Consider the following 26,042-nt stretch of genomic DNA (forward strand, 5'->3'; position numbering starts at 1 on the left):
TGCGCCGATTCTTGCTACTATCGCGCTGCGTTTTCACCAGGAGCCAGCGCCTCATGCAACACCAGTGGGACCAAATGCACCGTACCCGCAAGCCTTCGTTCGTACTGTGCGGCGCGCCCCAGGGGCCGGTGCTCAATCTCTATGTCCATGGTTATTCTGCGTTTTTCAACCCGCAACAACTGGCCAATTTCCAGGCGCAACTGGCGGGGATCGAAGGTTCGACCAACGTGATGCTGTTCTGGCCGGCTGGGCACTTCCTGGAAAACCTGTTCGCCCCCTTCAAGGACATCTTCGCCTCGATGCTCGGCGGCGGGACCCTGGGCGCGGCGACCGTGGGCCTGGGCAAGGCGGTGGGCTATTTTCTCGATCACTACAAAAGTGTCGAGGCGCGGGTGGACGAAGTGGCCAGGACGCTGTTGGCGGAACTGGCCAACTACCTGCATGCCGAGTCGATCGAGGTGCGCCAGATCAACCTGATCGGCCATTCCCTGGGCGCTCGCCTGCTGGTCAAGAGCCTGCTGGCCAGCCCGGAGCTGGCCCGGGAGCTGCCGCTCAATCACCTGTTGTTGATGGGCGGCGCGATTTGCACGTCCAGCCCCTGGGAGCAGGTGTCGGCACCGCTCAAGGGGCGGGTGATCAACTGCCATTCCAGCAAGGACTGGGCCCTGGCGCTCAAGCCGGATACCGAGCGCTGCATCGGCCGCTATGCCATTCCCCTGACCCCATCGCTCAAGGGCAAGGTGACCAACGTGCATCTGGTCACCTTCGACCACGCCGCCTACTGGCCGCAGTTGCAGACCGTGGTGCAGTACACCGACTTGCTGCACGAGCGCCGGGGCATGATCCGTGCGGACCAGCGCAGTGCCGAGGTGCGCTTTGCCGAAGAGGACGTGGACCTGTTCCCGGTGCTGCTCCAGGCACGGGCGCCGGAGTTGCAGTTCCTCGCCGAGCTGATGGCCGCCAAGCGCAGTGCGACCATCGCTGCGGATGTACGTGACCCATTGCAGTTGGCCATCGAGTTGCAGCGCATGGGCGGTGACAGCTTCATGAACCTGGCCCGTGGGCACGGTGTGAGTTATCGCCAATTGGCCCAGGACGTGGCCTTGCGCGTCGGCATCAAGTTTGACCAGCCCATCGACAGCGTGGCCCTGGTGAGCCTGGAAGAACGGGTCGCCGAGACCCTGATCGAGCAGTACAAGGACAAACTCAGCCTGGCCGACCGCCAGGTGTTCGAGGCTGAACTGCGGGCGGCGGCGCAAAAGGAGCAGGGGTTTTTCCACCGTTTCGATGTCGGCCGTTCGGCCACCACCGCCTTGAGCGGTACAGCGCTGGCCGGGTTGACCGGGTTTATCGTGCGGCGCGGCGCGGCCACGGCGATTCCGGTGGTGGGGCAGGCGTTGGCGGCGGCGATGCTGCTGCTGAGCGGGGTGCGCGCGTTTTCCGGGCCGGCGTATTCCATCACGACCCTGGCGGTGCTGGTGCTGGGGGTGATTCGCCAGCGCATGGAACGCGAGGCGCTGAATCAGGAAATGGACCTGGTGGTGCAGGTGGTCGAGGCGTTCGATCTGCCCCGTGAAACGCTGATGCGCACGGTCTCGCCTGACTACTAAGCTGCGGGCTTGTCCTGTGTGTCTGCCTGGTACCCCGCGTGAAATTCAGCCTGCCGAAAACTGCTACCGCACCGTTCTGCCCACCGGAAGTGGCGGGCACCATCCCCGTCGATCCCCGCGCATCGTTCTTCAAACGGGTCGTGCAGTTTGCCGGCCCCGGCCTGCTGATTTCCATCGGCTACATGGACCCCGGCAACTGGGCCACGGCCATCGAGGCCGGGTCGCGCTATGGCTATAGCCTGTTGTTTGTGGTGTTGCTCGCCAGTCTGGCGGGGATGGCGGTGCAGTGCCTGTGTTCGCGGCTGGGCATCGCCACTGGCAAGGACCTGGCGCAGTTGTGCCGCGAACGCTACAGCCGGCGTTCAGCGCGCACGCAATGGGTGCTGGCGGAAATCTCGATCATTGCCACCGACCTCGCCGAAGTCCTCGGCTGCGCCCTGGCGTTCCATCTGCTGCTGGGGGTATCGCTGACCACCGGGATTGTCATCACCGCGTTTGACACGCTGCTGATCCTGGCCCTGCAAAACCGCGGCTTCCGGCGCCTGGAAGCGATCATGCTGGCGCTGGTGGCGACCATCGGTGTGTGTTTTTTTGTCGAGCTGGTGTTGATCAAACCGTATTGGCCGGACGTCTTGCGCGGTTTCACGCCGTCGCTCTCGGCGATCAGCGATGCCGCGCCGCTGTACCTGGCCATCGGCATCCTCGGGGCCACCGTGATGCCGCATAACCTGTACCTGCACACGTCCATCGTGCAGACCCGCTTGTTCGGCAAGGACCTGGCCAGCCGCCAGGACGCGGTCAAGTTGGCGCGTATCGACACCATCGGCTCCCTGGCCCTGGCCTTGCTGGTCAACGCCGCGATCCTGGTGCTGGCCGCCGCGGCATTCCACCAGAGCGGTCATACCGAGGTCGTGGAAATCCAGGACGCCTACCACCTGCTGGACCCGCTGGTGGGCGGTGCCTTCGCCAGTATCCTGTTCGGCATTGCCTTGCTGGCGTCCGGGCAAAGCTCGACCTTCACCGGCACCATCGCCGGCCAGGTGATCATGGAGGGTTACCTCAACCTGCGTATTCCCTGCTGGCAACGCCGCCTGATCACCCGTGGCCTGGCGCTGATCCCGGCGTTTCTCGGGGTGTGGTTGATGGGCGACCAGGCCATTGGCAAGTTGCTGATCCTCAGCCAGGTGGTGCTCAGCCTGCAGCTGCCGTTTGCCCTGTACCCGCTGATCCGCATGACCGGCGACCGGCAATTGATGGGGCCATTCGTCAATCGCCTGCCCACCAGGATCCTGGCCTGGAGCCTGTTCACCGTGATCAGCGGCGCCAACGCCTGGCTGATCGGCCAGTGGCTGTTCTGAGTCAGCGGTCCCAGTAGGGCACGCTGCCAAAACGCTCGACAAAAAAGTCGATGACCGTGCGCACCTTCACCGACAACCGCCGGCTGCCGGGCCACAGCGCGGCAATCTGCTGCGGCTCCAGGGTGGTCGCCACTTCGTAATCGCTCAGTACCGCCTGTAAGCGCCCGGCGCGCAGGCTGTCGCCGATCAGCCAGGAGGGGAACACAACGAACCCCAGGCCTTGTTCGGCGGCGCGTGCCAGGGTGTCGGCGTGGTTGCCGGTGATCGGGCCCTTGACTGTATAGGGCGTCCAGTCGTCCTGGGCGCGGCGGAAGAACCAACGCTGCTGGCCGTTCACGCCCTTGTACGCCAGGCACTGATGATTGCGCAGCTCATCGGGATGGCGCGGCGTGCCAAAGCGCGCCAGGTACTCGGGGCTGGCGGCGATGCGGTAGCGCTGGGGCGCGAAAATGCGCGCCTGCATTCCCGAATCGTTGAGCACACCGATCCGGAACAACAGGTCGGCGCCTTCCTGCAAGGGGTCGACGTAGGTGTCGGTCTGCTGGATGTCCAGTTGCAGCTTGGGATATCGCTGGCACAACTCCGCCAGCCAGGGCGACAGGTGCCGTTGGCCGAACACCATGGGCGCATTGATGCGCACCAGGCCGCTGGGTTCGCTTTCCTGTTCTTGCAGGGCCTGCCCGGCCTCTTCCAGTTGTTGCAGCATCAGGCGCGCATGATGCCCGAGCAGGCGCCCGGCTTCCGTGGGGCTGACGGCGCGGGTGTGTCGATAGAGCAATTGCTGGCTCAGGGCCTGTTCCATCAATTGGATCTGCCGGGAGATGGAAGAGGGCGCCAGGCCTTCGCGGCGTGCGACCTCGGAGAAACTGCCGTGGTCCAGCACCGCCACGAACAGGCGCAGCGCCTTGAAACTCAACTCATTGAAGCCCTGCATGGGCCCTCCGTGCTGTGCGATTTACGCAAAGGTGTTGTCTGCATGCTCCCATTTATCGCACAGATGGGCCAGCGGATAATGCGCGTCATTGTTTAATCTGACGTGTAGGTGGTGTATGCAAACTTCTTCTCTCGAGGCCGCGGCCCAGGCCCGGCCGAAAAACCGCCTGGGGCTGCTGCTGTTGCCGCTGGTGATCCTGGCAGGCATGGGCCTGTCGGTGGAGGCGGGCCTGTTGGGGCCGCTGGGCGCCCAGGTGGGGCACTTATGGGCGACCTTGAGCATCTTCGCGGTGGGCACGGCAATCTTGCTGCTGCTCCTGCTGTTCAGCGGCCCGCAAAAAGGTCCGGCCCTCAATGAACTGCCGCGCTGGCAGTTGATCGGGGGCTTCCTGGGGCCGATGTATGTGGTGGTACTGACCCTGGCCACGCCCCATATCGGCATTGCCATGACCATGATCGCGATCCTCTGCGGCCAGGTCGGCAAGAGCGTGCTGATCGACCACTTCGGTTGGTTCGGCACCGCCCGCAAGCGGGTCAATGGCGAACGCTGGGTTGCCCTGCTGTTGATTGTGATAGCCCTTGTTTTGATTGCGCGAGGTTAAGGCGATGAATCTGATTGCATTGTTGGTGCTGGTGGTTGCCGCCGGCGCGGTGTTGAGTGTGCAGGCGGCGATCAATGGGCGCCTGGGGCAAACCGTCGGCGTGCTGCGCAGCAGCCTGGTGACGTTCTCGGTGGGCACGCTGGTGACCGGCCTGCTGATCCTGTTTTTTGAGCCGGCCCAGGCCGTCAGCCTGCTCGAGGTGCCCAAGTGGCAGCTGACCGGGGCGTTGTTCGGTGTGGTGTACATGATGGTGATGGTCGGCGCGGTGCCGATCGTGGGCACGGCGGTGGCGACGGTGGCGGTGATCGTCGGCCAATTGGCCATGGGCATGCTGATCGACAACTTCGGCTGGATGGGCAACACGGCCATCGAACTGTCCGGCAGCCGGGTGCTGGCGATGCTGTGCCTGGTGCTGGCCCTGGTGTTCATGTATCGCAGCAGCACGCGCCAGGCTGATTAACGGCGCTGAACCAAGGGCAGCGGCCCGCAGTCACTGCTAAAGGTGCCGGCATTCGCTGCACCGGGACGACCAAAAAAAAGGAGTCTGATCATGCCAGATCCAACCTGTGCCTGCCCGCATTGCAAATGTGTACTGGGGCAGAACGCTGTGACCAAAGACGGCAAGGGCTATTGCTGCCAGGGTTGTGCCGATCACCATGCCCATGGTGAACCGTGCGAGTCGGCCACCGGCTGCGAGTGTGCCAAGTCGGCACACGGCTGAGCGGCCAATAGCGCCAACACCGCCAGGCAGCGTAAGCTGCCTGACTTTTTTCCAGTCGTGGAGTTATATCGTGGCCAAAGCTGCTGCTGTCATTGAAATCCCGGTGTCGGCCGATCAAGTCTGGCAACTGGTCGGTGGGTTCAACTCGTTGCCCGATTGGCTGCCGCTGATTGCCAAGAGCGAACCGGGCGAAGGCGGGCGCGTGCGGCACCTGCAAACCGTGGATGGCGCGGTGGTGGTCGAGCACTTGCAGACCTTCGATAACGTTGCGCGCACCTACAGCTACACCCTCAGCGAATCGCCGTTTCCGGTCAGTGCCTATCTGGCGACATTGCAGGTTGAAGCGCTGGGTGAGCACTCGGCCAAGGTCACCTGGTCGGGTGTGTTCACTCCGGTTGCGGGCGTGACGGATGCTGAGGTTGAAGAGCTGTTCAGCGGCGTCTACACCGGCGGCGTCGAGGCGCTGCGCAAGAACTTCCCGGCCTGATCGGCCACTATCGCCGGCCAGCCGGCGCCTACAGTGGGGTGTGTGTGCGGCAGTCCAGGGTCAGTCGCGCGCCCCCACGCTCGCTGCTGCCAACTTCCAGACGGAAGCCATGCAGGTTGATGATCGCCGCCACAATCGACAGGCCCAGGCCAAAGCTGCCCTGCTGGTTGACCTCATCGACCCGGTAGAAACGCTGGAACACCGCCGCCCGTTCCGCTTCGGGAATCCCGGGGCCGCTGTCCAGGACTTCGATGCGCGTGCTGCCAGCAACGTCGATCCCGCGCAGAATCACCTCGCCGCCCGGCGGGGTGAACTTGATCGAATTACTCAGCAGGTTGGCCAGGGCCTCGAACAGCAGTGCCCGGTCACCGGTAATCGGTGGCAATGCTTCGGGGACTTGCAGCAGCAGTTCCAACTGACCTTCTTCCGCCAGGGGCAGGTAGAAGTCATGGAGTTCCTGGAGCAACGGCAGGGGATCGAAGACCAGGAAGCCGGAGCGTCGTTGACGGTCCTCCAGCTCGGAAATACGCAGCAAACCGCGAAAACGCGCCATCAGGGTGTCGGTCTCGCTGATCACTGCATCGAGCTGCAGGGCCAGGGGGGACTCCTCGCTGGCCTGTTGCTTGATCCGGTACAACTGCGCGCGCAAGCGGGTCAGTGGGGTGCGCAGGTCGTGGGCAATGTTGTCGCACACGCCCTTGACTTCGTTCATCAGTTTTTCAATGCGCTCAAGCATGGCGTTGACGATGGCGGCGAGCATGTCCAGTTCGTCGCGGCGGTTGGACAGCGGCAGGCGGTGGGTCAGGTCGCCGGCGACGATGGCTTCGGCGCTGGCCTGGATCCCGCGAATCCGCCGCAATGGGCGCCGGCGTAGCAGATGCCAGCCGGCGACGCCGGGGATGATGGTCAGGGAGATTGCCCAGAGCAGGGCTTGCAGGATGATCCTTGTCACGCCCAGCAATGAACCGTTATCGCGCACCAGCACCAGCCAGCGGCCATCCTGGGTGTGGGTCGCCACCGCGTCGCAACTGCCCCGGGGCAGTTTCGGATCATCCGATTCGATGCAGTTGGCCAAGGCATGGATGCGCCCGTCCAGGGGCAGGCCTGGGGGGATTTGCTGGAGCGGGCCGCTGAGGGGGCGCTGTTGGCCATCGAACAAGCCATAGGCGTCAATGCCCTTCATATCGAAGGTCATGCTGGTGGCCAGGGCTTCATCCAGTTGCGCGCCCTCGAAGCGCTGGAACAGATGCTGGCGCTGCATCAGCGAATGGCGCGACAGGTCGCCCAGGTAACCCGAGACTTCGTAGTACAGCACCCCCATGAGGATGCAACTCCAGGCCACGAACAGCGAACTGTACAGGGCCAGCAGGCGGCTGCTGGACGAGCGCCAGCCGTTAGACGGGTTCAGCAATGACATAGCCCGAACCTCGTACCGTGCGGATCAGTGGCGTCAGGCCCGGCGGGTCGATTTTCTTGCGCAGGCGGCCAATGTGCACGTCGATCAGGTTGGTGCCCGGGTCGAAGTGATAACCCCAGACTTCCTCGAAGATCATCATCCGCGAGAGGATTTGCCCGGTGTTGCGCATCAGGAATTCCAGCAGCTTGTACTCGGTGGGCAACAGGCTCAGGGGTTGGTCGGCGCGACTGGCTTCGCGACTGATCAGGTTCAATTCCAGGTCGGCCACGCGCAGCGCGGTTTGCGCGGCCTTGAGCGCATTGTTACGGCGCAGCAGCACCTCGACCCGCGCGGCCATCTCGTCGGAGGCAAAGGGTTTGGTCAAGTAATCATCGCCACCGGCCCGCAGGCCGCGCACCCGTTCATCCACGTCGGAGAGGGCGCTGATCATCAGGATCGGCGTCGACACGCCGAGGGTGCGCAAGGTGGTGACGATGGCCAGGCCATCGAGCTCCGGGAGCATACGGTCGAGGGTGATCAGGTCGTAGTCGCCACTGACTGCCCGCGTCAGGCCTTCGCGGCCGTTGTCGACCCAGTCCACGTCCAGTCCATGACTGCTCAGCTCGGCGACGATCTCGCGAGCCGTCACGGCGTCGTCTTCGATAGTCAAAATGCGGGTCATAAGGGTTACCTGGTCACACGGGAGTGGGGGGCATTTTGCCAAGAAATGATAGCGAGGTTTCTAAAAGAAAATTCATGTAGGCCTCGGTCAATGTGGGAGCGGGCTTGCTCGCGAAAGCGGCAGGTCATTCAACATCAATGTTTGCTGGGCCGACGTCTTCGCGGCGATGCGGCGATCCGACAAGCCCGCTCCCACAAGGTTGGCGGATGGCCCGGGAATGCATAACGCCCGCCACTTAACCTGCGTTCTTGCAAGTTGCATGATCCTAGGAAGTTCAACTTACTTATCTCATTGAAATTAATAGGTTTTTATTTTTACGGCGACTGGCACGCCGCCTGCACTGTCCTTTCCGACAGATGTAACACCATTTTTCAATGCCTGGAGCACAACAACAATGATGACATCCTCATCCACTTTGCAAGAGTCGAGCACGCTCTCCGGGGTTTCCTGGGGGGCGATCTTTGCCGGGGCCGCAGCTGCCGCTGCGTTATCCCTGGTCCTGGTGTTGCTGGGCTTCGGCCTGGGGTTTTCGGCGGTGTCGCCGTGGGCCGACAGCGGCATCAGCGCCAAGGGCCTGGGCATTTCCACGATTGTCTGGCTGGCCTTTACCCAGATTGTCGCGGCGGGGCTGGGCGGATATATCGCCGGCCGGCTGCGGGTCAAATGGGCCAATATGCATGGCGATGAGGTGTACTTTCGCGACACCGCCCACGGCTTTCTGTCCTGGGCCGTGGCCACGCTGGTGACCGCGACCCTGGTGGTCGGCTCGGTCAGCAGCATTGTCGGCGGCGGTGTGCAGGCCGGTGCGAGCGTGGTTTCGGGTGCCGCCAGCGGCTTGACCCAGGCTGCCGGCAACGCGGCCAATGGCGATGACTTCGGCTACTACGTCGACAGCCTGTTCCGCGATGATCGCCCGGCCGCTGCCAGTGACGATGCGGTGCATGGCGTGGTGGCGCGGATCTTCGCCCGCACCCTGGGCAACGACGGCCAACTGGCGCCGCAAGACCGTACTTACCTGGCGCAGTTGATCAGCCAGCGCACCAACCTCAGCCAGGCCGATGCCGAGCGGCGTGTCGACCAGGTCTACGGTGATGCCCGCAAAGCCCTGGAAGATGCCAAGTTGAAGGCCAAACAGGCCGCCGATACCGCCAGCAAGATCGCCGCGGTGACCTCGCTGTGGACCTTCGTCGCGCTGTTGCTCGGTGCCTTCTTCGCCAGTTTCGCCGCGACCTTCGGCGGTCGCCGCCGGGATGCCGTGGCGTATCTGGAAACCATTCGTTAATTCAAGGAGAACGTCATGCGCTCATTACTGCTGTGGTTCCTCGGTGTGCCGATCCCGGTCATTATCCTGATCGCGATCTTCATGCACTAACCCGCGTACCCGCTTGATCAAGGCCGCTCCTGCATGGCAGGGGCGGCCTTTTTGTTAGTCGTCAAACCCCACCTGTTCATGAATCTCATCGACCTTCAACTCCAGCCGGTACGCCACCGCAATAAACAGCGCCTGGCACAGGCACAGCGTGGCACTGAGCGAGCGGAACGCAAACGACGAACCTTCATTGACCAGCAACACCGTGTTGGCGCGCTTGGCCAGCGGTGATAGGTTGCTGTCGGTGATGATCAGCGTCTTGGCCTGGTGATGCTGGGCGATACGCAGGCAGTGTTGGGTTTCCTTGCCGTAGGGCGTGAAGCTGATGGCGATCACCAGGTCATTGGCGCGCACGCTGCGCATCTGCTCGCGATAGCTGCCACCCAGGCCCGAGACCAGGTGGATGCGCTTGTTGGTGTGCTGCAGGTTGTAGACCAGGTAGTCGGCCACCGCAAAAGAGCGGCGCACCCCGACCACGTAGATATTGTCGGCGTTGACCACCAGGTCCACGGCTTTCTCGAAGGCTGCGTCGTCCAGTTCCAGGCCCAGGCGCTCGATGCCGGACAGTGTGGCATTCACGCATTCACGGGCGAGGTCGCCAGCGCTGGCTTTCTGCGACTTGTTGGCGATCATGCTGCGGATGCGCTGCTGGTAGTTCTGCACCGGCGTGGTCTTGTGGGTATACGCCTCGCGAAACAGCGCCTGCATCTCACTGAACCCGCTGAACCCAAAGCGCTGGGAAAACCGTACGATGGCCGAAGGATGGACTTCGCATTCCCGGGCGATGTCGCTGATGCGGTCGACCATGATCCGATCGCTCTGCTGGCTCATGTAGCTGGCGATGCGCTTGAGCTGGCGGGGCAGGCTTTCGTATTCATCGGTGATCAGCTGCAACAGACGCTCGGCATTGATCGGAGGGCTGGCGAGCATCTCGGCGGGAGCCTGCTGATCGGAGCGGGACATAGGCAATCCTTCTGGCTTGTTCTTACAGGGCAGGTGAGGCGCACCTCGCCCATGACAATAGGTCGATGGGCGCAAGTCTACAGGGAAGGCGGCAAAAAATATCTTAATGGAAAATATATTCCACATAAAATATTTATAGAATAAATATTGATTGCTGGCGCCGGACGTCCTAGTCTGCATCCACCAAGAGCGTCGCCGTCACGACGGCAGGCGCGGGCTGATAAAAATAACAGGAGCCAGCATGGGCCAGACTCGTTTTGCCAGTGGGCGTCAATTGGATCTGATTTGTCTTGGGCGCCTGGGCGTCGATCTCTATGCGCAGCAAGTCGGGGCGCGCCTGGAAGATGTCGCCAGTTTTGCCAAGTACCTGGGCGGCTCCTCCGCCAACATCGCCTTCGGCACTGCGCGGTTGGGGCTCAAGTCGGCGATGTTGAGCCGGGTCGGCGACGATCACATGGGGCGCTTTCTGGTGGAGTCGCTGGTGCGCGAGGGCTGTGATGTCAGTGGCATCACCGTCGACCCACAGCGCCTGACCGCCATGGTGCTGCTGGGCCTCAAGGACCGCGAAACCTTCCCCCTGGTGTTCTACCGCGAAAACTGCGCCGATATGGCCCTGTGTGCCGCCGATATCAGCGAAGCCTTTATTGCCAGCAGCAAGGCGCTGCTGATCACCGGCACTCACTTTTCCACCGACGGCGTGTACCAGGCCAGCCTCCAGGCCCTGGATTACGCCGAGCAACACGGCGTCAAGCGCGTGCTCGATATTGACTACCGCCCGGTGCTCTGGGGCCTGGCGGGCAAGGCTGACGGCGAGACCCGTTTTGTCGCCGACCAGAGCGTCAGCCAGCATCTGCAAGGGATCCTGCCGCGCTTTGACCTGATTGTCGGCACCGAGGAAGAGTTCCTGATTGCCGGCGCCAGCCACGATCTGCAAAGCGCCTTACGCACGGTGCGCCAACTGACGGCGGCGACCCTGGTGGTCAAGCTCGGCCCGCAGGGTTGCACGGTGATTCACGGGGCGATCCCGGCGCGCCTGGAAGACGGCGCGATCTATCCCGGGGTGCGGGTCGAGGTGCTTAACGTGCTGGGGGCCGGCGATGCGTTTATGGCCGGCTTTCTCAGTGGTTGGCTGAACGAGGCCGATGACACGCGCTGCTGCCAGCTGGCCAATGCCTGCGGCGGGTTGGTGGTGTCGCGCCATGCCTGCGCCCCGGCGATGCCGACGCTTGCAGAACTCCACTACCTGTTCAGCAGCTCGGTGCCCATCACTCGCCCGGACCAGGACCCGGTATTACAGCGCTTGCATCAGGTCAGCGTGCCGCGCAAGGCCTGGAAGCAGCTGTTTGTGTTTGCTTTCGACCATCGCTGGCAACTGCTGGAGTTGGCGCAAAAAGGCGGCCAGGACCCGGCGCGGATCAGTGCGATCAAGCAACTGTTTATCCAGGCGGTAGAACGCGTCGAAGGCAAACTGCACGAGCAGGGTGTGGAGGCCGATGTGGGTATTTTGGCCGACCAGCGCTTTGGCCAGGACGCGCTGAACGCCGCCACCGGCCGTGGCTGGTGGGTCGCGCGCCCGGTAGAGGTTCAGGGTTCGCGGCCGCTGGCGTTCGAACACGGGCGCTCGATCGGCAGTAACCTGATCGGCTGGCCCCAGGAGCAGATCATCAAGTGCCTGGTGCAGTTTCATCCCGACGACGAGCCGCTGCTGCGCCTGGAACAGGAAGCGCAGCTCAAGGGCCTGTACCAAGCCGCGCAAGCCAGCGGCCACGAACTGCTGCTGGAAGTGGTGCCGCCCAAGGATCACCCTTCGACCTACCCGGATGTGCTCTATCGCAGCCTCAAGCGCCTGTACAACCTGGGTATCTACCCGGCGTGGTGGAAGATTGAGGCGCAGTCGGCCGAGCAGTGGCACCAGCTCGATGAACTGATCGAGGAACGCGACCCCTATTGCCGGGGCGTGGTATTGCTGGGCCTGAATGCGCCGGCGCAATCTTTGGCCGAGGGCTTCCAGCAGGCCAGCCAGAGCCGGACCTGCCGCGGGTTTGCCGTGGGCCGCACGATCTTCCAGGAGCCGAGCAGGGCGTGGATGGCAGGGGAAATCGACGACGAAACGCTGATCCAGCAGGTACAGCAGACCTTCGAACAACTGATCCAGGCCTGGCGCAGCTCGAGAGTTTAAACACGCTCAAATGTGGGCGCCGGCAAGCCAGCTCCCACACAAGCAGATTTCAGCAGCCTCAAGGTTAAAACAATAAAAGGTGCAGCCATGCCCGCAATCCGTATTGGCATCAACCCCATCTCCTGGAGTAACGACGACCTGCCGGCCCTGGGCGGCGAGACGCCGTTGAGCACCGCGCTCAGCGAAGGCAAGGCCATCGGCTACGAAGGTTTCGAACTCAACGGCAAATTCCCCAAGGACGCCAAGGGCGTGGGTGATGTGTTGCGCCCCTACGACCTGGCGCTGGTCTCCGGTTGGTACTCCAGCCGCCTGGCCCGGCGCTCGGTGGCCGAGGAAATCGACGCCATCGCCAGCCATGTGCAACTGCTGCGCGAGAACGGCGCCACGGTATTGGTCTACGGTGAAGTGGCCGACTCGATCCAGGGCTCGCCGATCCGCCTGATCGAGCGCCCGCGCTTTCACAGCGAACAGGCATGGCAGGCCTACGCCGACAAGCTCACTGAGCTTGCGCGTTTTACCCTGTCCCAGGGCGTGCGCCTGGCCTACCACCATCATATGGGCGCGTACGTCGAGTCCCCGGAGGACATCGACACCCTGATGCGCCTCACTGGCCCGGAGGTCGGCCTGTTGTTCGATTCGGGGCACTGTTACATGGGCGGTGGCGAGCCGGTCGAGGTGCTGCGCAAGCATCTGGACCGTATCTGCCATGTGCACTTCAAGGATGTGCGCAAACCGGTGGTGCAACTGGCGCGCAACCAGCTGTGGAGCTTTCCCGACTGTATCGTCAACGGCACCTTCACGGTGCCGGGCGATGGCGATATCGACTTCGCCCAGTTGCTGGACGTGTTGCTGGGCGCTGGCTACAGCGGCTGGTTGGTGGTGGAGGCTGAGCAGGACCCGGCCGTGGCCCCCAGCTATATCTATGCGAAAAAAGGCTTTGATACCTTGCGCGCGCTGCTGGATGCGAGGGCTGCACAATGAGCCTGCTGGTCAAAAGCACCCCGCGCGGGCCAACCATGGTCGCGCTGCCAGAGGGGCGTCTGGAATATGTAGGGTTTGCCGCTTACCGCCTGAGCCTGGGGCAAACACTGCCGGTCAGCGCCAACGACGACGAGCTGTGCCTGGTGCTGCTCAGCGGCCGGGTGACCATCGAAGGCGAGGGCTTCAGCTGGCAAAACCTCGGGGATCGCCAGTCGGTGTTCGAGGATAAGTCGCCGTTCGCAGCTTATCTGCCGCCCAGCACGCGGGCCCAGGTGACAGCCCTGAGCGATGTGCAGATCGCCGTCTGCGCCGCGCCCGGCGCCCTTGCCGCCGGTCTCGCGCCCCGGCTGATCCGCCCCGAGCAGTGCCGGCGCAGTGTGCGCGGCAAGGGCGCCAACACCCGCTACGTCTGCGACATCCTGCCCGACAGCGAGCCGGCCCATTCGCTGCTGGTGGTGGAGGTGCGTACGCCGTCCGGGCACTCATCTAGCTACCCGCCGCACAAGCACGATACCGATGATCTGCCGCACCAGAGCTTTCTTGAAGAGACCTATTACCACCAGATCAACCCCTCCCAGGGCTTTGTGTTCCAGCGGGTGTACACCGACGACCGCAGCATCGACCAGGCCATGGCCGTGGAAAACCACGACCTGGTGGTGGTGCCCAAGGGTTATCACCCGGTCAGCGTGCCCTATGGCTACGAATCGTATTACCTGAACGTGATGGCCGGCCCCAAGCGCGCCTGGCACTTTCACAATGACCCGCAGCACAGTTGGTTGCTGGATCTTTAACCCGTAGGCGCCGAGGGGGCCAAACATGAGCACAACCCGATTGACCATGGCCCAGGCCCTGGTGAAGTTCCTGGATAACCAGTACATCGAAGTCGATGGCGTGCAAAGCAAGTTTGTCGCCGGCGTGTTCACCATCTTTGGCCACGGCAATGTGCTGGGCCTGGGCCAGGCCCTGGAGCAAGACAGTGGCGAGCTCGTGGTGCATCAGGGCCGCAACGAGCAGGGCATGGCCCATGCCGCGATTGGGTTTGCCAAGCAGCACCTGCGGCGCAAGGTCTACGCCTGCAGCGCTTCGGTCGGCCCCGGCGCGGCGAATATGCTGACCGCCGCGGCAACCGCCACCGCCAACCGCATCCCTTTGTTGCTGCTGCCCGGCGATGTGTATGCCTGTCGCCAGCCCGACCCGGTGTTGCAGCAGATCGAGCAATTCCATGACCTGAGCATCAGCACCAACGATGCGTTTCGCGCCGTGAGCAAATACTGGGATCGCATCAACCGCCCTGAACAGTTGATGAGTGCGGCGATCCACGCCATGCGCGTACTGACCGACCCGGCCGAAACCGGCGCCGTGACCCTGGCCTTGCCCCAGGACGTGCAGGCCGAGGCCTGGGATTACCCCGATTACTTCCTGCAAAAACGCGTGCACCGCCTGGACCGACGCCCGGCCACCGAAGCGATGCTGCGCGACGCTGCCGCGCTGCTCAAGTCCAAGCGCAAGCCGCTGATTATCTGCGGGGGCGGGGTCAAGTACTCCGGCGCGAATGCCGCGCTGCAGGCGTTTGCCGAGCGCTTTCAGATCCCCTTTGCCGAGACCCAGGCCGGCAAGAGCGCCATCGTCTCCAGCCACCCGCTGAATGTCGGCGGCATCGGTGAAACCGGCTGCCTGGCCGCCAACCTGCTGGCCCGGGATGCCGACCTGATCATCGGCATCGGCACGCGCTACAGCGACTTCACCACCTCGTCGAAATCGCTGTTCCAACATCCCGAGGTGCAGTTTCTCAACCTCAATATCAGCCCTGGCGATGTGCTGAAACTCGACGGTGTCCAGGTGCTGGCAGATGCCAGGGTCGGGCTGCTGGCATTGGCCGACGCGCTGGGCGATTACGCCACGCAATGGGGCGAGCAGCCCCGCCAGGCCCGTGCGCAGGGGGATGCGGAAGTGGACCGGGTCTATCAGGCGCGCTACACCGACGCCGACTTCAGCCCCGAGATCAACGACCACATGGATGCGGCGGTGCTACGCGAATTCATCGAGCTGACCGGCTCCTGCCTGACCCAGAGCCAGGTACTGGGTGTGCTTAACGCGACCCTGGCCGACGACGCGGTGATTGTGGCCGCCGCCGGCAGCCTGCCGGGGGATTTGCAGCGCAGTTGGCGCAGCAAGGGCGTCAACACCTACCACGTCGAGTACGGTTATTCGTGCATGGGCTACGAGATCAACGCGGCCCTGGGGGTGAAGCTGGCCGAGCCTGCGCGCGAGGTCTACGCCCTGGTGGGCGATGGCTCCTACATGATGCTGCATTCGGAGCTGGCCACCTCGATCCAGGAGCGGCGCAAGATCAACGTGGTGCTCCTGGACAACATGGCCTTCGGTTGCATCAACAACCTGCAGATGGGCAATGGCATGGACAGCTTCGGCACCGAGTTCCGCTTCCGCAACCCCGATAGCGGCAAGCTCGATGGCGGCCTGGTGCCGGTGGATTTCGCCATGAGCGCGGCGGCCTATGGTTGCAAGACCTACAAGGTCACGACGGTTGCGCAGCTGCACGCAGCGCTGGCCGATGCACGCGCGCAGAGCGTGTCGACGCTGATCGATATCAAGGTGCTGCCCAAGACCATGATCCACGGCTACCTGTCGTGGTGGCGGGTTGGCGTGGCGCAGGTGTCCACCAGCGAACGCACCAATGCCTGCGCCAAACAACTCAATGAACGCCTGGCCAAGGCCCGGCAGTACTGACCATAAGAGGAGCGTTGCCATGTCTTTGAAGCTGGGTGTGATCGGTACGGGCGCCATCGGCCGGGACCATATCCGCCGCTGCAGCCAGACCTTGCTCAACAGCCAGGTGGTGGCGGTCACCGATATCAACCTTGAGCAGGCGGCCCAGGTGGTGGCTGACCTGCAACTGAACGCCGAGGTGTACGCCGACGGTCATGCGCTGATCCATTCGGCGCAGGTCGAGGCGGTGCTGGTCACCTCCTGGGGCCCCAGCCATGAGGAATTTGTGCTGGCGGCTATCGCAGCTGGCAAACCGGTGTTCTGTGAAAAACCCCTGGCTGTCACGGCCCAAGGCTGTCGCAAGATCGTCGAGGCGGAAGTGGCCCACGGCAAGCGCCTGGTCCAGGTCGGTTTCATGCGCCCGTATGACCAGGGCTACCAGGCGCTCAAGGCGGTGATCGACAGCGGCCAGATCGGCGAACCGTTGATGCTGCACTGCGCCCACCGCAACCCGACGGTGGGGGAAAACTACAACACCGGCATGGCCATCACCGACACTTTGATCCACGAGCTGGACGTGCTGCGCTGGCTGCTGGCCGATGACTATGTGTCAGTGCAGGTGGTGTTCCCGCGTAAAACCAGCAAGGCCCTGAGCCATTTGCGCGACCCGCAGATCGTGCTGCTGGAAACCGCCAGGGGTACGCGGATCGATGTGGAAGTGTTTGTGAACTGCCAGTACGGCTACGACATCCAGTGTGAAGTGGTGGGGGAGACGGGCATTGCCAAATTGCCAGAACCGTCCCAGGTGCAACTGCGCAGCGGCGCCAAGCTATCGAATGCAATTCTGATGGATTGGAAAGACCGTTTTATTGGCGCTTATGACGTCGAGTTGCAGGCCTTTATCGATGGCGTGCGCGCCGGTCAGGTGGGGGGACCTTCGGCCTGGGATGGTTTTGCGGCGGCGGTGGCGGCGGATGCGTGTATCGAGGCCCAGGGCAGTGGGCAGATCGTTGCGGTCAGCTTGCCGCAGCGCCCGGCATTCTACGGCTAGCGCGGTCAATGTAGGAGCTGGCTTGCCTGCGATGGCGGTGGTTCAGGTTAGAAATACTTGACTGATCTACCGCTATCGCAGGCAAGCCAGCTCCTACATTTTGATTGGGTTTGCAGATCACGAGAGGAGTTGGTTCATGCGAATCGGACTGGTTGGATACGGCCACGGTGGCCGTTTTTTTCATGCCCCGCTGATCGCCACTTTGCCCGGGGCAATCTTCGTTGGCGTGGTGACCCGCGCCCCCGAGCGCCGCCAGCAACTGGCGACGGAGCATCCCGGGGTGCCGGCATTCGACAGCATCGCGCAGATCGTCGAAGCCGGGGTGGAGGTGCTGGTGATCTCCACCACCCTCAAGGGCCGCCCGGCCCTGGTGCTGGAGGCCATTGAATATGGTGTGGCGGTGGTCAGCGACAAACCCTTCGCCGCCAATGCCGAGCAGGCGCGGGCGCTGATTAGCGCCGCCGAACGTGAAGGGGTAAAACTCAGCGTCTACCAGAACCGGCGCTGGGATTCGGACTACCTGACCCTGCGCAAGCTGATCGAGGCTGGCGCCCTGGGTACTATCACCCGCTTTGAATCCAGGGTAGAGCGCTACAGCCCGCAAGCGGTGGGCAACGCCAGCGGCGGCGGGTTCCTGCGGGATCTGGGCAGCCATCTGGTGGACCAGGCCTTGCAGCTGTTCGGTCCGGTAGAGCTGGTGTATGCGCAATTGCAGTACAGCGCCGAGCATCCCACGGTCGATCATGGCTTCTTTGTCTGCCTGACCCACGCCAACGGGGTGATTTCCCACCTGTGGGGCAGCGCCCTGCAAAACAGCCAGGCCCCGCGTTTTCGAGTGAACGGCACGGCGGGCTGCTACACCGTCGAAGGCCTGGATGGCCAGGAACAGGCGCTGCTGGCCGGCAAGAATCCGAGGACCGAAGGTGAACACTGGGGCGCCGAAGATCATCGCCGCTGGGGCTGGTTCGAACAAGGCGCGGAACGCGAGCGGATCCCTTCGCAAAAGGGCGCCTGGAACCAGTTCTATCGCCAATTGCAAAGCGCAGTCCAGGGCCAGGGCGAACTGCCGGTGCAGGCCAGGGATGCCTGGGAAGCCACCTGCGTGCTGGATGCCGCCAGGCTCAGCGCCGAGCGCCGGCAAGTGGTGGAGATGGCCACGCTGGAAGGGGTAGAGTGGAAATAGAATAAAATTCTAAAATGAGTTGATATGGAAATTATTTTCCAATAAAGTCATTTCCAGGTTGCTGAAAGTCTGTCCCGGCCTTCCTTTATAAAGGACGCGGTGGGCTCAACAAAAACAAGATAAAAAAACAACCAGGTACCGTCAGATGAAAATCTTCAACGCTGTACTGCGAGTGTTACGTACTGCCTTCCCGCCCCGCGCACGGCCCTTCTATTTCTCTTTTCTCAATGTCCTTTGCATCGAAAGCAAGGGCGCCCTGGTGTGCTGCATTCCGGGGGCGCCCGTGGTACGGCTGCCTGCTGCCAACTCATCGCTCTGATAAACGCTACGTCCAGAAAACCAACAAGAAAGTGGAGACAGACCGTTCATGAAGACCCAGATCCGTTTCGCCTCGCTGGCCTTGTCGATGCTGCTTGCCAGCGGCGTGGCCGCGGCCGCCGATATCAAGATTGGCGTCAGCATGTCGCAGTTCGACGACACCTTCCTCACCTACCTGCGTGAGGATATGGACAAGCAAGCCAAGTCCTACCCCAAGGGCGACGGCGTGCAACTGCAGTTCGAAGATGCCCGCGCCGACGTGGTCAAGCAACTGAGCCAGGTCGAGAACTTTATCAGCCAGAAAGTCGATGCCATGGTGGTCAATCCGGTGGACACCGCCTCCACCGCACGCATTACCAAGGCCGCGGTGGCAGCCGGTATCCCGCTGGTCTACGTCAACCGCCGCCCGGATCAGACCGACCTGCCCAAAGGGGTGGTGACGGTGACGTCCAATGACGTCGAGGCCGGCAAACTGCAAATGCAGTACCTGGCCGAGAAACTGGGCGGCAAAGGCAAAATCGTGATTCTGCTGGGTGACCTGGCCAACAACTCGACGACCAATCGCACCAAGGGCGTCAAGGAGGTCCTCGGCAAATACCCGGACATCAAGATTGAACAGGAGCAGACCGGGATCTGGCTGCGGGACAAGGGCATGACCCTGGTGAACGATTGGCTGACCCAGGGCCGCGAGTTCAATGCGGTCGTGGCCAACAATGACGAAATGGCGATTGGCGCGGCCATGGCCTTGAAAACCGCGGGCGTCAAACCGGGCAGCGTGTTGATTGGCGGCGTCGATGGCACGCCCGACGGCTTGAATGCGATTACCAAGGGCGAGATGGCGCTCTCGGTGTTCCAGGATGCCAAGGGGCAGGCGGTCGGTTCGGTGGAGGCGGCGGTGAAAATGGCCAGGGGCGAGGCGGTCGAGCAAAACGTCGTGGTGCCGTTCCAGTTGATCACCCCGGACAATGTCGCGTCGTTCAAGTAGCGTTCAATAACAACAATAAGCCCGCAGGGCGGTCGCAATCGCCCTGCCGATGGAGCCCCGATATGCTCGCTCAAGCGACTGCTTTGCAGCCCGCAGGTCTAGAAGAGCCTTACCTGCTGGAAATCGCCCATATCAGCAAAGGTTTTCCCGGCGTCGTGGCCCTGGACGATGTGCAACTGCGGGTGCGCCCCGGCTCGGTCCTGGCGCTGATGGGAGAAAACGGTGCCGGCAAGTCGACGCTGATGAAAATCATCGCCGGCATCTACCAGCCCGACGCCGGCGAAATCCGCCTGCGGGGCAAGCCGGTGGTGTTTGATACACCCCTGGCCGCCTTGCAGTCGGGCATCGCGATGATCCACCAGGAACTCAACCTGATGCCCCATATGAGCATCGCCGAGAACATCTGGATCGGCCGCGAGCAGCTCAATGGCCTGCGCCTGGTCAATCACCGGGCCATGCACCGTTGCACTGCGCAGTTGCTGGCGCGGCTGCGGATCAACCTCGACCCCGAGGAGCAGGTTGGCAACTTGAGCATTGCCGAGCGGCAGATGGTGGAGATTGCCAAGGCGGTGTCCTACGACTCCGACATCCTGATCATGGATGAGCCGACGTCGGCGATTACCGACAAGGAAGTGGCCCACCTGTTTTCGATCATTGCCGACCTCAAGGCCCAGGGCAAAGGCATCATCTATATCACCCATAAAATGAATGAAGTGTTTGCCATTGCCGATGAGGTGGCGGTGTTTCGCGATGGCGCCTATATCGGCCTGCAACGCGCCGACAGCATGGACAGCGACAGCCTGATCTCGATGATGGTCGGGCGCGAATTGAGCCAACTGTTCCCGGTGCGCGACAAACCCATCGGCGAGTTGCTGCTGTCGGTGCGCGACCTGCGCCTGGACGGCGTGTTCCAGGGCGTGTCCTTTGACCTGCATGCCGGCGAGATCCTCGGCATTGCCGGGCTGATGGGCTCGGGCCGCACCAATGTGGCGGAAACGATTTTCGGCATTACCCCAAGCGACGGCGGCGAGATCCGCCTCGACGGCCAGGTGCTGCGCATCAGCGACCCGCACATGGCGATCAAGCAGGGATTTGCGCTGTTGACCGAGGACCGCAAGCTCAGTGGCCTGTTCCCGTGCCTGTCAGTCCTGGAAAACATGGAAATGGCCGTGCTGCCCCATTACTCGGGCAAGGGCTTTATCCAGCAAAAAGCCCTGCGGGCCTTGTGCGAGGACATGTGCAAGAAGCTGCGGGTAAAAACCCCCTCCCTTGAGCAGTGCATCGACACCCTGTCGGGCGGCAATCAGCAAAAGGCCCTGTTGGCCCGCTGGTTGATGACCCAGCCGCGGCTGTTGATCCTCGATGAGCCGACCCGTGGCATCGATGTCGGGGCCAAGGCCGAGATCTATCGCCTGATCGCCTTCCTGGCCAGCGAGGGCATGGCGGTGATCATGATTTCTTCGGAACTGCCGGAAGTGCTGGGCATGAGTGACCGGGTGATGGTGATGCACGAAGGCGAGTTGATGGGCACCCTGGACCGGGCCGAGGCCACCCAGGAAAAAGTCATGCAGTTGGCTTCCGGTATGACGGCAGTCCACTAACGAATAAAAAAGGTGACGGGTAATGAACGCAATACTGGAAAGCAAACCCGAGGAAAAAAAGCCCGCTGCGGCACCGGTCAAGAGCCGGCGGCGGTTTCCTACCGAGCTGAGCATTTTCCTGGTGCTGATCGGTATCGGCCTGGTGTTCGAAGTGTTTGGCTGGATCGTGCGTGACCAGAGCTTTTTGATGAACTCCCAGCGCCTGGTGCTGATGATCCTGCAGGTGTCGATCATCGGCTTGCTGGCGATTGGCGTGACCCAGGTGATCATTACCACGGGGATCGACCTGTCGTCGGGCTCGGTGCTGGCGTTGTCGGCAATGATTGCCGCGAGCCTGGCGCAAACCTCGGACTTTTCCCGCGCGGTGTTTCCATCGCTGACGGACTTGCCAGTGTGGATCCCGGTGGTGGCCGGCCTGGGCGTGGGCCTGCTGGCGGGGGCGATCAACGGCAGCATCATCGCCATTACCGGCATCCCGCCGTTTATTGCGACCTTGGGCATGATGGTCTCGGCCCGTGGCCTGGCGCGTTATTACACCGAAGGCCAGCCGGTGAGCATGTTGTCGGATTCCTACACGGCCATCGGCCATGGCGCGATGCCGGTGATCATCTTTCTGGTGGTGGCGGTGATCTTCCACATTGCCTTGCGCTACACCAAGTACGGCAAGTACACCTACGCCATCGGCGGCAATATGCAGGCGGCGCGTACCTCGGGGATCAACGTCAAGCGGCACCTGATCATTGTCTACAGCATTGCCGGGCTGCTGGCCGGGTTGGCGGGTGTGGTTGCCTCGGCTCGGGCGGCTACCGGGCAGGCGGGGATGGGCATGTCTTATGAGCTGGACGCGATTGCCGCTGCGGTGATCGGCGGCACCAGCCTGGCGGGCGGGGTAGGGCGCATCACCGGCACGGTGATTGGCGCGCTGATCCTCGGGGTGATGGCCAGCGGGTTTACCTTCGTGGGGGTGGACGCGTACATCCAGGACATCATCAAGGGCCTGATCATCGTGGTGGCGGTGGTGATCGACCAGTATCGCAATAAACGCAAGCTCAAGCGCTGAGCGAGATTTGAATCAAAAAGTGGGGCTTGTTTGTGTGGGAGCGGGCTTGCCCGCGATAGCGATGGGTCAGTCAAATATCTATCAACTGACCCACCGCTATCGCGGGCAAGCCCGCTCCTACATTTATGCACCGCCAACCGTTTGTCTTCTATATAGCTCCACAACACTGAATTTCTTGCTATAAACGCACTCCGATAACCACCTGCCGAGCCCGTCCTGGTGCCTTTTGGGGGAATGTCGGACAAATTGCCTGTCATTTCAGTTGCTGCGCCCTCAAGTCAGCCGTAGACTGCCGCCCCTCGTAAATTGAGTGCCGGGTGGCGCTTGGAATGGACGGCGTCTTTCCCCGACCTGCAGAGGTTGGCCGGAACGCTCCCTTATTCGCCTTAATGCACGTATTTTTTATAGAGAAATCAATGACAAAGGAAAAGTTGCTGGCCATGCCGGCGGATGACTACATGAATGCCGAGCAGCACGCTTTTTTCGAGCAGTTGTTGCAAGACATGAAAGTCGAGCACCACGAGCGCATTGAGCAGAACCGCATCGCCATTGAAAGCCTGGACACCCCGGCTGACCCTGCTGACGCTGCTTCGGTAGAAGAAGAGCGCACCTGGCTGGTCAACGCCATCGACCGCGACCAGCGCATGCTGCCGCAACTTGAACAGGCCCTGGGCCGTATCAAGGAAGATTCCTTTGGCTGGTGTGATGACAGCGGCGAGCCTATCGGCCTCAAGCGCCTGCTGATCAGCCCGACCACCAAGTACTGCATCGAAGCGCAAGAGCGCCACGAGCAAATCGACAAGCATCAGCGCCAAGCCTGATCTGTTTGATTGTGTAGGGAGCTGGCTTGGCGAAGGCGGTCGATCAACACCGCTATCGCCAGCAAGCTGGCTCCTGCAGTGATCCTGCGCGTGTCATCCCCCCGTCTATTGATCTGCTGCAAGCCCTAACACCAAAGGCCCATAGATAATGGCCAATTAGTGGCGTTTAATGCAGAGACAATAATGACAAGCAGTGGGGTAACAAGCATGGCTGGGGATGGATCTCTGATGGGCGCCGCCGTGGTGCCGCACGCGGTGAGCCGCCAACTGCCTGGCTGGGTCACACCGTTCCTGCAAAGCATCGCCCTGGTGCTGGTATTGTCGGGCCTGGCGTTTGCCGACCTGTCGATGTACCTCTGCGTGCCCGTGGCCCTGTTGCTGGTCTGGCTACCGCTGCTGAAAAAGCCGGCCCGCAGCCTTGCGCCGGCTGTCGTCGAGGATGCCATTGGCGCGTTGACCCGCGATCTGTCCTACACCACCAGCCATAACGCGCTGTCAGCCGCCGGCGTGGCCTATTCGGTCAAGCAACTGGCGGCCCGCCTGCAATCGCAATTGGGCGCCGCCCAGCAAATCGTCAGCAGTGCCGAAGTGATGATTGGCACTGAGCAACTGACGTCCCAGCTCAGTCGTGAAGCCCTCGGCGCGGCGGGCCAGGCCCATCAGCGCAGCACCGAGGGGCGCGCGGTGCTCGGAGAGTCCATCAGCCGCATGCATCAACTCAGCCAGCGCGCCAGCGACAGCCGGCAATTGATCGAGGCCCTGAGCCAGCGCAGCGAAGAGATCCAGCGCGTGACCCTGGTGATTCAGTCGATTGCCAGCCAGACCAACCTGCTGGCCTTGAATGCCGCCATTGAAGCCGCCCGGGCCGGTGAGCATGGGCGCGGGTTCGCCGTGGTGGCCGATGAGGTGCGCGGCCTGGCGGGCCGTACGGCGACTGCCACCGACGAAGTCGGGGTGATGGTGGCGGACATCCAGCAGCGTACCGCCCAGGTGGTGGAGCAAATCCGCCAGTTGTCCGTGGATCTGCAGGCCGGCGTCGAGCAAGTGGAGCACGCCGGCGAGCAACTGGAGAGCATTGCCACGTTGGCGGCGGGTGTGGAAGGCCAGGTCAACGCGATTGCCCAGGGCACCGAGACCAATCGGGTGCAGCTCGACAGCCTGTTCCATGCGGTGGAGCAGATGCGCAGCGACCTGACCGTCAGCGACCAGCAGACCCAGCAGTTGGCCGAGGCCGCCATACAAATGGAAGGGCAGGCCGAAACGATCAGCGAGCGCCTGGCCGAAGTCGGCCTGGACGATTATCACCAGCGCATCTACGACCTCGCCCGCGAAGGCGCGAGCCGCATCGCCGCGCAGTTCGAGGCGGATGTCCAGCAGAACCGCATCAGCCTCGATGACTTGTTCAATCGCAGCTACACACCGATTGCCAACAGCCAGCCGACCAAGTACCACAGCCGTTTCGACGGCTACACCGACCAGGTATTGCCCGCTATCCAGGAAGCCTTGCTGCCCCGGCACGAAGGCCTGGTGTTCGCGATTGCCTGCACGCCACAGGGCTATGTGCCGACGCACAACAAGGTGTTTTCCCAGGCGCTTACCGGAGATGTTCAGGTGGACGCGGTGAACAATCGCACCAAGCGCAAGTTTGAAGACCGCACCGGCATCCGCTGCGGCAGCCACCAGCAGGCTGTGCTGTTGCAGACCTATACCCGTGATACCGGCGAGTTGATGCACGATCTGTCCGTGCCGATCATGGTCAGCGGCCGGCATTGGGGCGGCTTGCGCCTGGGCTATAAGCCTGAGGGGCAGGCTGGCGCGCACTAGGCCCAGGCACGGATTGTTGCGTGTTATGCAAGGAAGCTTTTACGCCGATAGCTTTTTCCGGCGTGAGGAACAGCTTAAGATGCTGCACATTGTTAGCTAGCTAACTAATCCTGCGGAGAACTTCCATGCAAAGCAAAGTCGATGTAGCGGTGATGATTGGCAGCGGTGTGCCACAGACCCTGCGTGCGCTGGGCCTGAGGGCCTGCTGGGTGGTGTTGCTCAACGGTGAACAGCGCGGCACGGCCTTCGCCAGTCGCGACGAAGCCCAGGAATGCCGCGCGGCCTGGCAGGCGCTGCTGGACCTGGAGCGCTCAGACCGCCTGCACTGACTGCAGGTTATACGCTCTGGTGCAGGCGCTGGTTCAGCTCATCCACGGCAATCGCCCAGTCCGCGTCTTCGCGCAGTTCTTCCTTGAGGAACTGCGCCTGTTGCGGGGTCCAGAAGGGCGCGTCGATCAGCTTCACAGTCTCTGCCAGGGGATGTTCACCGATAAACGTGTCGATGGCAGCAGGCGAGGCCTCCAACCCCAACTGTTCGAACAGGTCTTGCAAGGTATGCGTTGGCGCGTCCATGTCATTCTCCACGATAGTTAAGTCTCTACTCCCATGGGAGGCGTGCCAGCGCGCATAGTTCGATTTTGCTTGAGCCGCGTGTCAACGGGCATTGATGCAGAGGAGGGCTTCCAACTCCTTGGCCAGGGCGCAGGCCTTGTTATGGTCACTGCGAAAGCCCTTGATCCGACCGCTGGGCACTTCCAGGATATGGAAAAAATTCTTGCCCGCCGGGACGACCCGATACAGGGCGAAATCCGGGCACGCGTTGTGGGCATACACGCTGTAGAATAGCGCGCTATCCTTGCGCGATAAGGTGTCGCGAGTCAGTGTCGGTTCGCGATGAAGTCTTTGCATGGCGAGCTCCTGTTGATCTGTTGACCTGCTTGCAGCATTTCGGGTGGTTTTAAGCCGCGTTGCTGTTCTAATATTGTTGTCGGCAGCCCGCGTTCGGTTCCATCCAACGTTTTTCCTTGGTTTTTGGCTGTCGGAAAACCACCCTTTCAAATGGGGTATTCTCTGAAGTGGGGCGTCCAGTATTCTCTGGCCGATAAACCTGTGATTTCCTGCACCGCCTGACGACCTTGTACAAGGGCTGTCAGGCACGGCTGTACGAGTCTGGCGGGAATCAACTTCAGT

General features: G+C 62.2%; 25 protein-coding genes. 19 read left to right on the forward strand and 6 right to left on the reverse strand.

Going from position 1 to position 26,042, the window contains the following annotated elements:
• The first annotated feature begins 53 nt into the window (after positions 1–53).
• Together HBO12_RS26580 and HBO12_RS26585 are read left to right on the forward strand one after the other, a co-directional pair.
• Positions 54–1,610, forward strand: coding sequence for a DUF726 domain-containing protein (locus HBO12_RS26580; RefSeq protein WP_170043728.1), 1,557 nt, complete (start codon positions 54–56; stop codon positions 1,608–1,610).
• A 38-nt stretch (positions 1,611–1,648) separates the two neighbouring features.
• Positions 1,649–2,968 (forward strand): Nramp family divalent metal transporter, encoded by a 1,320-nt coding sequence (locus HBO12_RS26585; RefSeq protein WP_170043729.1) that lies wholly within the window; start codon positions 1,649–1,651, stop codon positions 2,966–2,968.
• A gap of 1 nt (position 2,969) precedes the next feature.
• On the opposite strand, the gene HBO12_RS26590 is transcribed toward HBO12_RS26585, so the two are convergent.
• Positions 2,970–3,902 (reverse strand): LysR family transcriptional regulator, encoded by a 933-nt coding sequence (locus HBO12_RS26590; protein ID WP_170043730.1) that lies wholly within the window; start codon positions 3,900–3,902, stop codon positions 2,970–2,972.
• A gap of 115 nt (positions 3,903–4,017) precedes the next feature.
• Between HBO12_RS26590 and HBO12_RS26595 the strand changes: the two genes are divergently transcribed.
• From HBO12_RS26595 to HBO12_RS26610, 4 genes are all read left to right on the forward strand, one after another.
• Positions 4,018–4,503, forward strand: coding sequence for a DMT family transporter (locus HBO12_RS26595; RefSeq protein ID WP_169954740.1), 486 nt, complete (start codon positions 4,018–4,020; stop codon positions 4,501–4,503).
• A gap of 4 nt (positions 4,504–4,507) precedes the next feature.
• Complete coding sequence (locus HBO12_RS26600) at positions 4,508–4,963, forward strand: DMT family transporter (RefSeq protein ID WP_169954739.1); 456 nt, start codon at positions 4,508–4,510, stop codon at positions 4,961–4,963.
• A 90-nt stretch (positions 4,964–5,053) separates the two neighbouring features.
• A complete protein-coding gene (locus tag HBO12_RS26605; protein ID WP_169954738.1) occupies positions 5,054–5,224 on the forward strand; it encodes a metallothionein in 171 nt (56 codons plus the stop codon).
• Between the two features lie 70 nt (positions 5,225–5,294).
• Entirely contained in the window at positions 5,295–5,711 is a 417-nt protein-coding gene (locus tag HBO12_RS26610; RefSeq protein WP_169954737.1) for an SRPBCC family protein, read from the forward strand.
• Between the two features lie 28 nt (positions 5,712–5,739).
• Here HBO12_RS26610 and HBO12_RS26615 read toward each other — a convergent pair whose 3' ends face one another.
• Complete coding sequence (locus HBO12_RS26615; RefSeq protein WP_169954736.1) at positions 5,740–7,128, reverse strand: sensor histidine kinase; 1,389 nt, start codon at positions 7,126–7,128, stop codon at positions 5,740–5,742.
• Positions 7,106–7,789 (reverse strand): response regulator transcription factor, encoded by a 684-nt coding sequence (locus tag HBO12_RS26620; protein WP_169954735.1) that lies wholly within the window; start codon positions 7,787–7,789, stop codon positions 7,106–7,108. Before HBO12_RS26620 ends, HBO12_RS26615 begins: the two co-directional genes overlap by 23 nt.
• Before the next feature lie 394 nt (positions 7,790–8,183).
• Here HBO12_RS26620 and HBO12_RS26625 point away from each other — a divergent pair, with 394 nt between their 5' ends.
• Positions 8,184–9,071, forward strand: a complete 888-nt coding sequence (locus HBO12_RS26625; protein WP_170043731.1) for a hypothetical protein — start codon at positions 8,184–8,186, stop codon at positions 9,069–9,071.
• Positions 9,072–9,215: 144 nt separating this feature from the next.
• Here the strand turns inward: HBO12_RS26625 and HBO12_RS26630 are convergent, their stop codons facing one another.
• Positions 9,216–10,121 carry a MurR/RpiR family transcriptional regulator gene (locus HBO12_RS26630; RefSeq protein WP_169954733.1) on the reverse strand — a complete coding sequence of 302 codons (906 nt, stop codon included), beginning with the start codon at positions 10,119–10,121 and terminating at the stop codon, positions 9,216–9,218.
• A gap of 241 nt (positions 10,122–10,362) precedes the next feature.
• On the opposite strand from HBO12_RS26630, the gene HBO12_RS26635 reads away from it, so the two are divergent.
• The 12 genes from HBO12_RS26635 (at position 10,363) to HBO12_RS26690 (ending at position 25,180) form a co-directional block, all read left to right on the forward strand.
• A complete protein-coding gene (locus tag HBO12_RS26635) occupies positions 10,363–12,300 on the forward strand; it encodes a bifunctional 5-dehydro-2-deoxygluconokinase/5-dehydro-2-deoxyphosphogluconate aldolase (protein WP_170043732.1) in 1,938 nt (645 codons plus the stop codon).
• A gap of 87 nt (positions 12,301–12,387) precedes the next feature.
• On the forward strand, positions 12,388–13,281 hold the full coding sequence (gene iolE / locus HBO12_RS26640; RefSeq protein WP_169954731.1) for a myo-inosose-2 dehydratase: 894 nt from the start codon (positions 12,388–12,390) through the stop codon (positions 13,279–13,281).
• Complete coding sequence (iolB, locus tag HBO12_RS26645; RefSeq protein WP_169954730.1) at positions 13,278–14,072, forward strand: 5-deoxy-glucuronate isomerase; 795 nt, start codon at positions 13,278–13,280, stop codon at positions 14,070–14,072. The genes iolE and iolB overlap by 4 nt, the downstream gene beginning before the upstream one ends.
• Positions 14,073–14,097: 25 nt before the next feature.
• Entirely contained in the window at positions 14,098–16,029 is a 1,932-nt protein-coding gene (gene iolD / locus HBO12_RS26650) for a 3D-(3,5/4)-trihydroxycyclohexane-1,2-dione acylhydrolase (decyclizing) (RefSeq protein ID WP_170043733.1), read from the forward strand.
• Between the two features lie 19 nt (positions 16,030–16,048).
• On the forward strand, positions 16,049–17,059 hold the full coding sequence (gene iolG / locus HBO12_RS26655) for a bifunctional inositol 2-dehydrogenase/D-chiro-inositol 1-dehydrogenase (RefSeq protein WP_169954728.1): 1,011 nt from the start codon (positions 16,049–16,051) through the stop codon (positions 17,057–17,059).
• A gap of 136 nt (positions 17,060–17,195) precedes the next feature.
• Entirely contained in the window at positions 17,196–18,242 is a 1,047-nt protein-coding gene (locus HBO12_RS26660; protein WP_170043734.1) for a Gfo/Idh/MocA family protein, read from the forward strand.
• Positions 18,243–18,609: 367 nt separating this feature from the next.
• Positions 18,610–19,545 carry a sugar ABC transporter substrate-binding protein gene (locus HBO12_RS26665; RefSeq protein ID WP_169954726.1) on the forward strand — a complete coding sequence of 312 codons (936 nt, stop codon included), beginning with the start codon at positions 18,610–18,612 and terminating at the stop codon, positions 19,543–19,545.
• Between the two features lie 62 nt (positions 19,546–19,607).
• Entirely contained in the window at positions 19,608–21,146 is a 1,539-nt protein-coding gene (locus tag HBO12_RS26670; RefSeq protein WP_170043735.1) for a sugar ABC transporter ATP-binding protein, read from the forward strand.
• A gap of 22 nt (positions 21,147–21,168) precedes the next feature.
• Positions 21,169–22,206, forward strand: a complete 1,038-nt coding sequence (locus HBO12_RS26675) for an ABC transporter permease (RefSeq protein WP_169954724.1) — start codon at positions 21,169–21,171, stop codon at positions 22,204–22,206.
• 416 nt (positions 22,207–22,622) lie between these two features.
• The gene (locus HBO12_RS26680) at positions 22,623–23,027 is read left to right on the forward strand and encodes a TraR/DksA family transcriptional regulator (protein ID WP_010173153.1); all 405 of its coding nucleotides are present in this window, start codon (positions 22,623–22,625) and stop codon (positions 23,025–23,027) included.
• A 591-nt stretch (positions 23,028–23,618) separates the two neighbouring features.
• Positions 23,619–24,851, forward strand: a complete 1,233-nt coding sequence (locus tag HBO12_RS26685) for a methyl-accepting chemotaxis protein (RefSeq protein ID WP_463671622.1) — start codon at positions 23,619–23,621, stop codon at positions 24,849–24,851.
• A 125-nt stretch (positions 24,852–24,976) separates the two neighbouring features.
• Positions 24,977–25,180 (forward strand): hypothetical protein, encoded by a 204-nt coding sequence (locus tag HBO12_RS26690; protein WP_032861075.1) that lies wholly within the window; start codon positions 24,977–24,979, stop codon positions 25,178–25,180.
• A gap of 7 nt (positions 25,181–25,187) precedes the next feature.
• Here HBO12_RS26690 and HBO12_RS26695 read toward each other — a convergent pair whose 3' ends face one another.
• Both HBO12_RS26695 and HBO12_RS26700 read right to left on the reverse strand, forming a co-directional pair.
• A complete protein-coding gene (locus HBO12_RS26695; protein WP_169954722.1) occupies positions 25,188–25,424 on the reverse strand; it encodes a DUF2789 domain-containing protein in 237 nt (78 codons plus the stop codon).
• Positions 25,425–25,505: 81 nt separating this feature from the next.
• Positions 25,506–25,760, reverse strand: coding sequence for a hypothetical protein (locus HBO12_RS26700; protein ID WP_169954704.1), 255 nt, complete (start codon positions 25,758–25,760; stop codon positions 25,506–25,508).
• Positions 25,761–26,042 lie beyond the last annotated feature (282 nt).

The organism is Pseudomonas sp. WS 5059, assembly GCF_012985525.1.
Taxonomy (GTDB): domain Bacteria; phylum Pseudomonadota; class Gammaproteobacteria; order Pseudomonadales; family Pseudomonadaceae; genus Aquipseudomonas.

What these genes read in the sequence shown, in the direction of transcription:
- HBO12_RS26580 (WP_170043728.1), top strand. Translation starts at nt 54, where the DNA reads ATGCAACACCAGTGGGACCAAATGCACCGTACCCGCAAGCCTTCGTTC.
- HBO12_RS26590 (WP_170043730.1), bottom strand. Translation starts at nt 3,902, where the DNA reads ATGCAGGGCTTCAATGAGTTGAGTTTCAAGGCGCTGCGCCTGTTCGTG.
- HBO12_RS26595 (WP_169954740.1), top strand. Translation starts at nt 4,018, where the DNA reads ATGCAAACTTCTTCTCTCGAGGCCGCGGCCCAGGCCCGGCCGAAAAAC.
- HBO12_RS26600 (WP_169954739.1), top strand. Translation starts at nt 4,508, where the DNA reads ATGAATCTGATTGCATTGTTGGTGCTGGTGGTTGCCGCCGGCGCGGTG.
- HBO12_RS26605 (WP_169954738.1), top strand. Translation starts at nt 5,054, where the DNA reads ATGCCAGATCCAACCTGTGCCTGCCCGCATTGCAAATGTGTACTGGGG.
- HBO12_RS26615 (WP_169954736.1), bottom strand. Translation starts at nt 7,128, where the DNA reads ATGTCATTGCTGAACCCGTCTAACGGCTGGCGCTCGTCCAGCAGCCGC.
- HBO12_RS26620 (WP_169954735.1), bottom strand. Translation starts at nt 7,789, where the DNA reads ATGACCCGCATTTTGACTATCGAAGACGACGCCGTGACGGCTCGCGAG.
- HBO12_RS26625 (WP_170043731.1), top strand. Translation starts at nt 8,184, where the DNA reads ATGATGACATCCTCATCCACTTTGCAAGAGTCGAGCACGCTCTCCGGG.
- HBO12_RS26630 (WP_169954733.1), bottom strand. Translation starts at nt 10,121, where the DNA reads ATGTCCCGCTCCGATCAGCAGGCTCCCGCCGAGATGCTCGCCAGCCCT.
- HBO12_RS26635 (WP_170043732.1), top strand. Translation starts at nt 10,363, where the DNA reads ATGGGCCAGACTCGTTTTGCCAGTGGGCGTCAATTGGATCTGATTTGT.
- iolE (WP_169954731.1), top strand. Translation starts at nt 12,388, where the DNA reads ATGCCCGCAATCCGTATTGGCATCAACCCCATCTCCTGGAGTAACGAC.
- iolB (WP_169954730.1), top strand. Translation starts at nt 13,278, where the DNA reads ATGAGCCTGCTGGTCAAAAGCACCCCGCGCGGGCCAACCATGGTCGCG.
- iolD (WP_170043733.1), top strand. Translation starts at nt 14,098, where the DNA reads ATGAGCACAACCCGATTGACCATGGCCCAGGCCCTGGTGAAGTTCCTG.
- iolG (WP_169954728.1), top strand. Translation starts at nt 16,049, where the DNA reads ATGTCTTTGAAGCTGGGTGTGATCGGTACGGGCGCCATCGGCCGGGAC.
- HBO12_RS26660 (WP_170043734.1), top strand. Translation starts at nt 17,196, where the DNA reads ATGCGAATCGGACTGGTTGGATACGGCCACGGTGGCCGTTTTTTTCAT.
- HBO12_RS26665 (WP_169954726.1), top strand. Translation starts at nt 18,610, where the DNA reads ATGAAGACCCAGATCCGTTTCGCCTCGCTGGCCTTGTCGATGCTGCTT.
- HBO12_RS26670 (WP_170043735.1), top strand. Translation starts at nt 19,608, where the DNA reads ATGCTCGCTCAAGCGACTGCTTTGCAGCCCGCAGGTCTAGAAGAGCCT.
- HBO12_RS26675 (WP_169954724.1), top strand. Translation starts at nt 21,169, where the DNA reads ATGAACGCAATACTGGAAAGCAAACCCGAGGAAAAAAAGCCCGCTGCG.
- HBO12_RS26680 (WP_010173153.1), top strand. Translation starts at nt 22,623, where the DNA reads ATGACAAAGGAAAAGTTGCTGGCCATGCCGGCGGATGACTACATGAAT.
- HBO12_RS26685 (WP_463671622.1), top strand. Translation starts at nt 23,619, where the DNA reads ATGATTGGCACTGAGCAACTGACGTCCCAGCTCAGTCGTGAAGCCCTC.
- HBO12_RS26690 (WP_032861075.1), top strand. Translation starts at nt 24,977, where the DNA reads ATGCAAAGCAAAGTCGATGTAGCGGTGATGATTGGCAGCGGTGTGCCA.
- HBO12_RS26695 (WP_169954722.1), bottom strand. Translation starts at nt 25,424, where the DNA reads ATGGACGCGCCAACGCATACCTTGCAAGACCTGTTCGAACAGTTGGGG.
- HBO12_RS26700 (WP_169954704.1), bottom strand. Translation starts at nt 25,760, where the DNA reads ATGCAAAGACTTCATCGCGAACCGACACTGACTCGCGACACCTTATCG.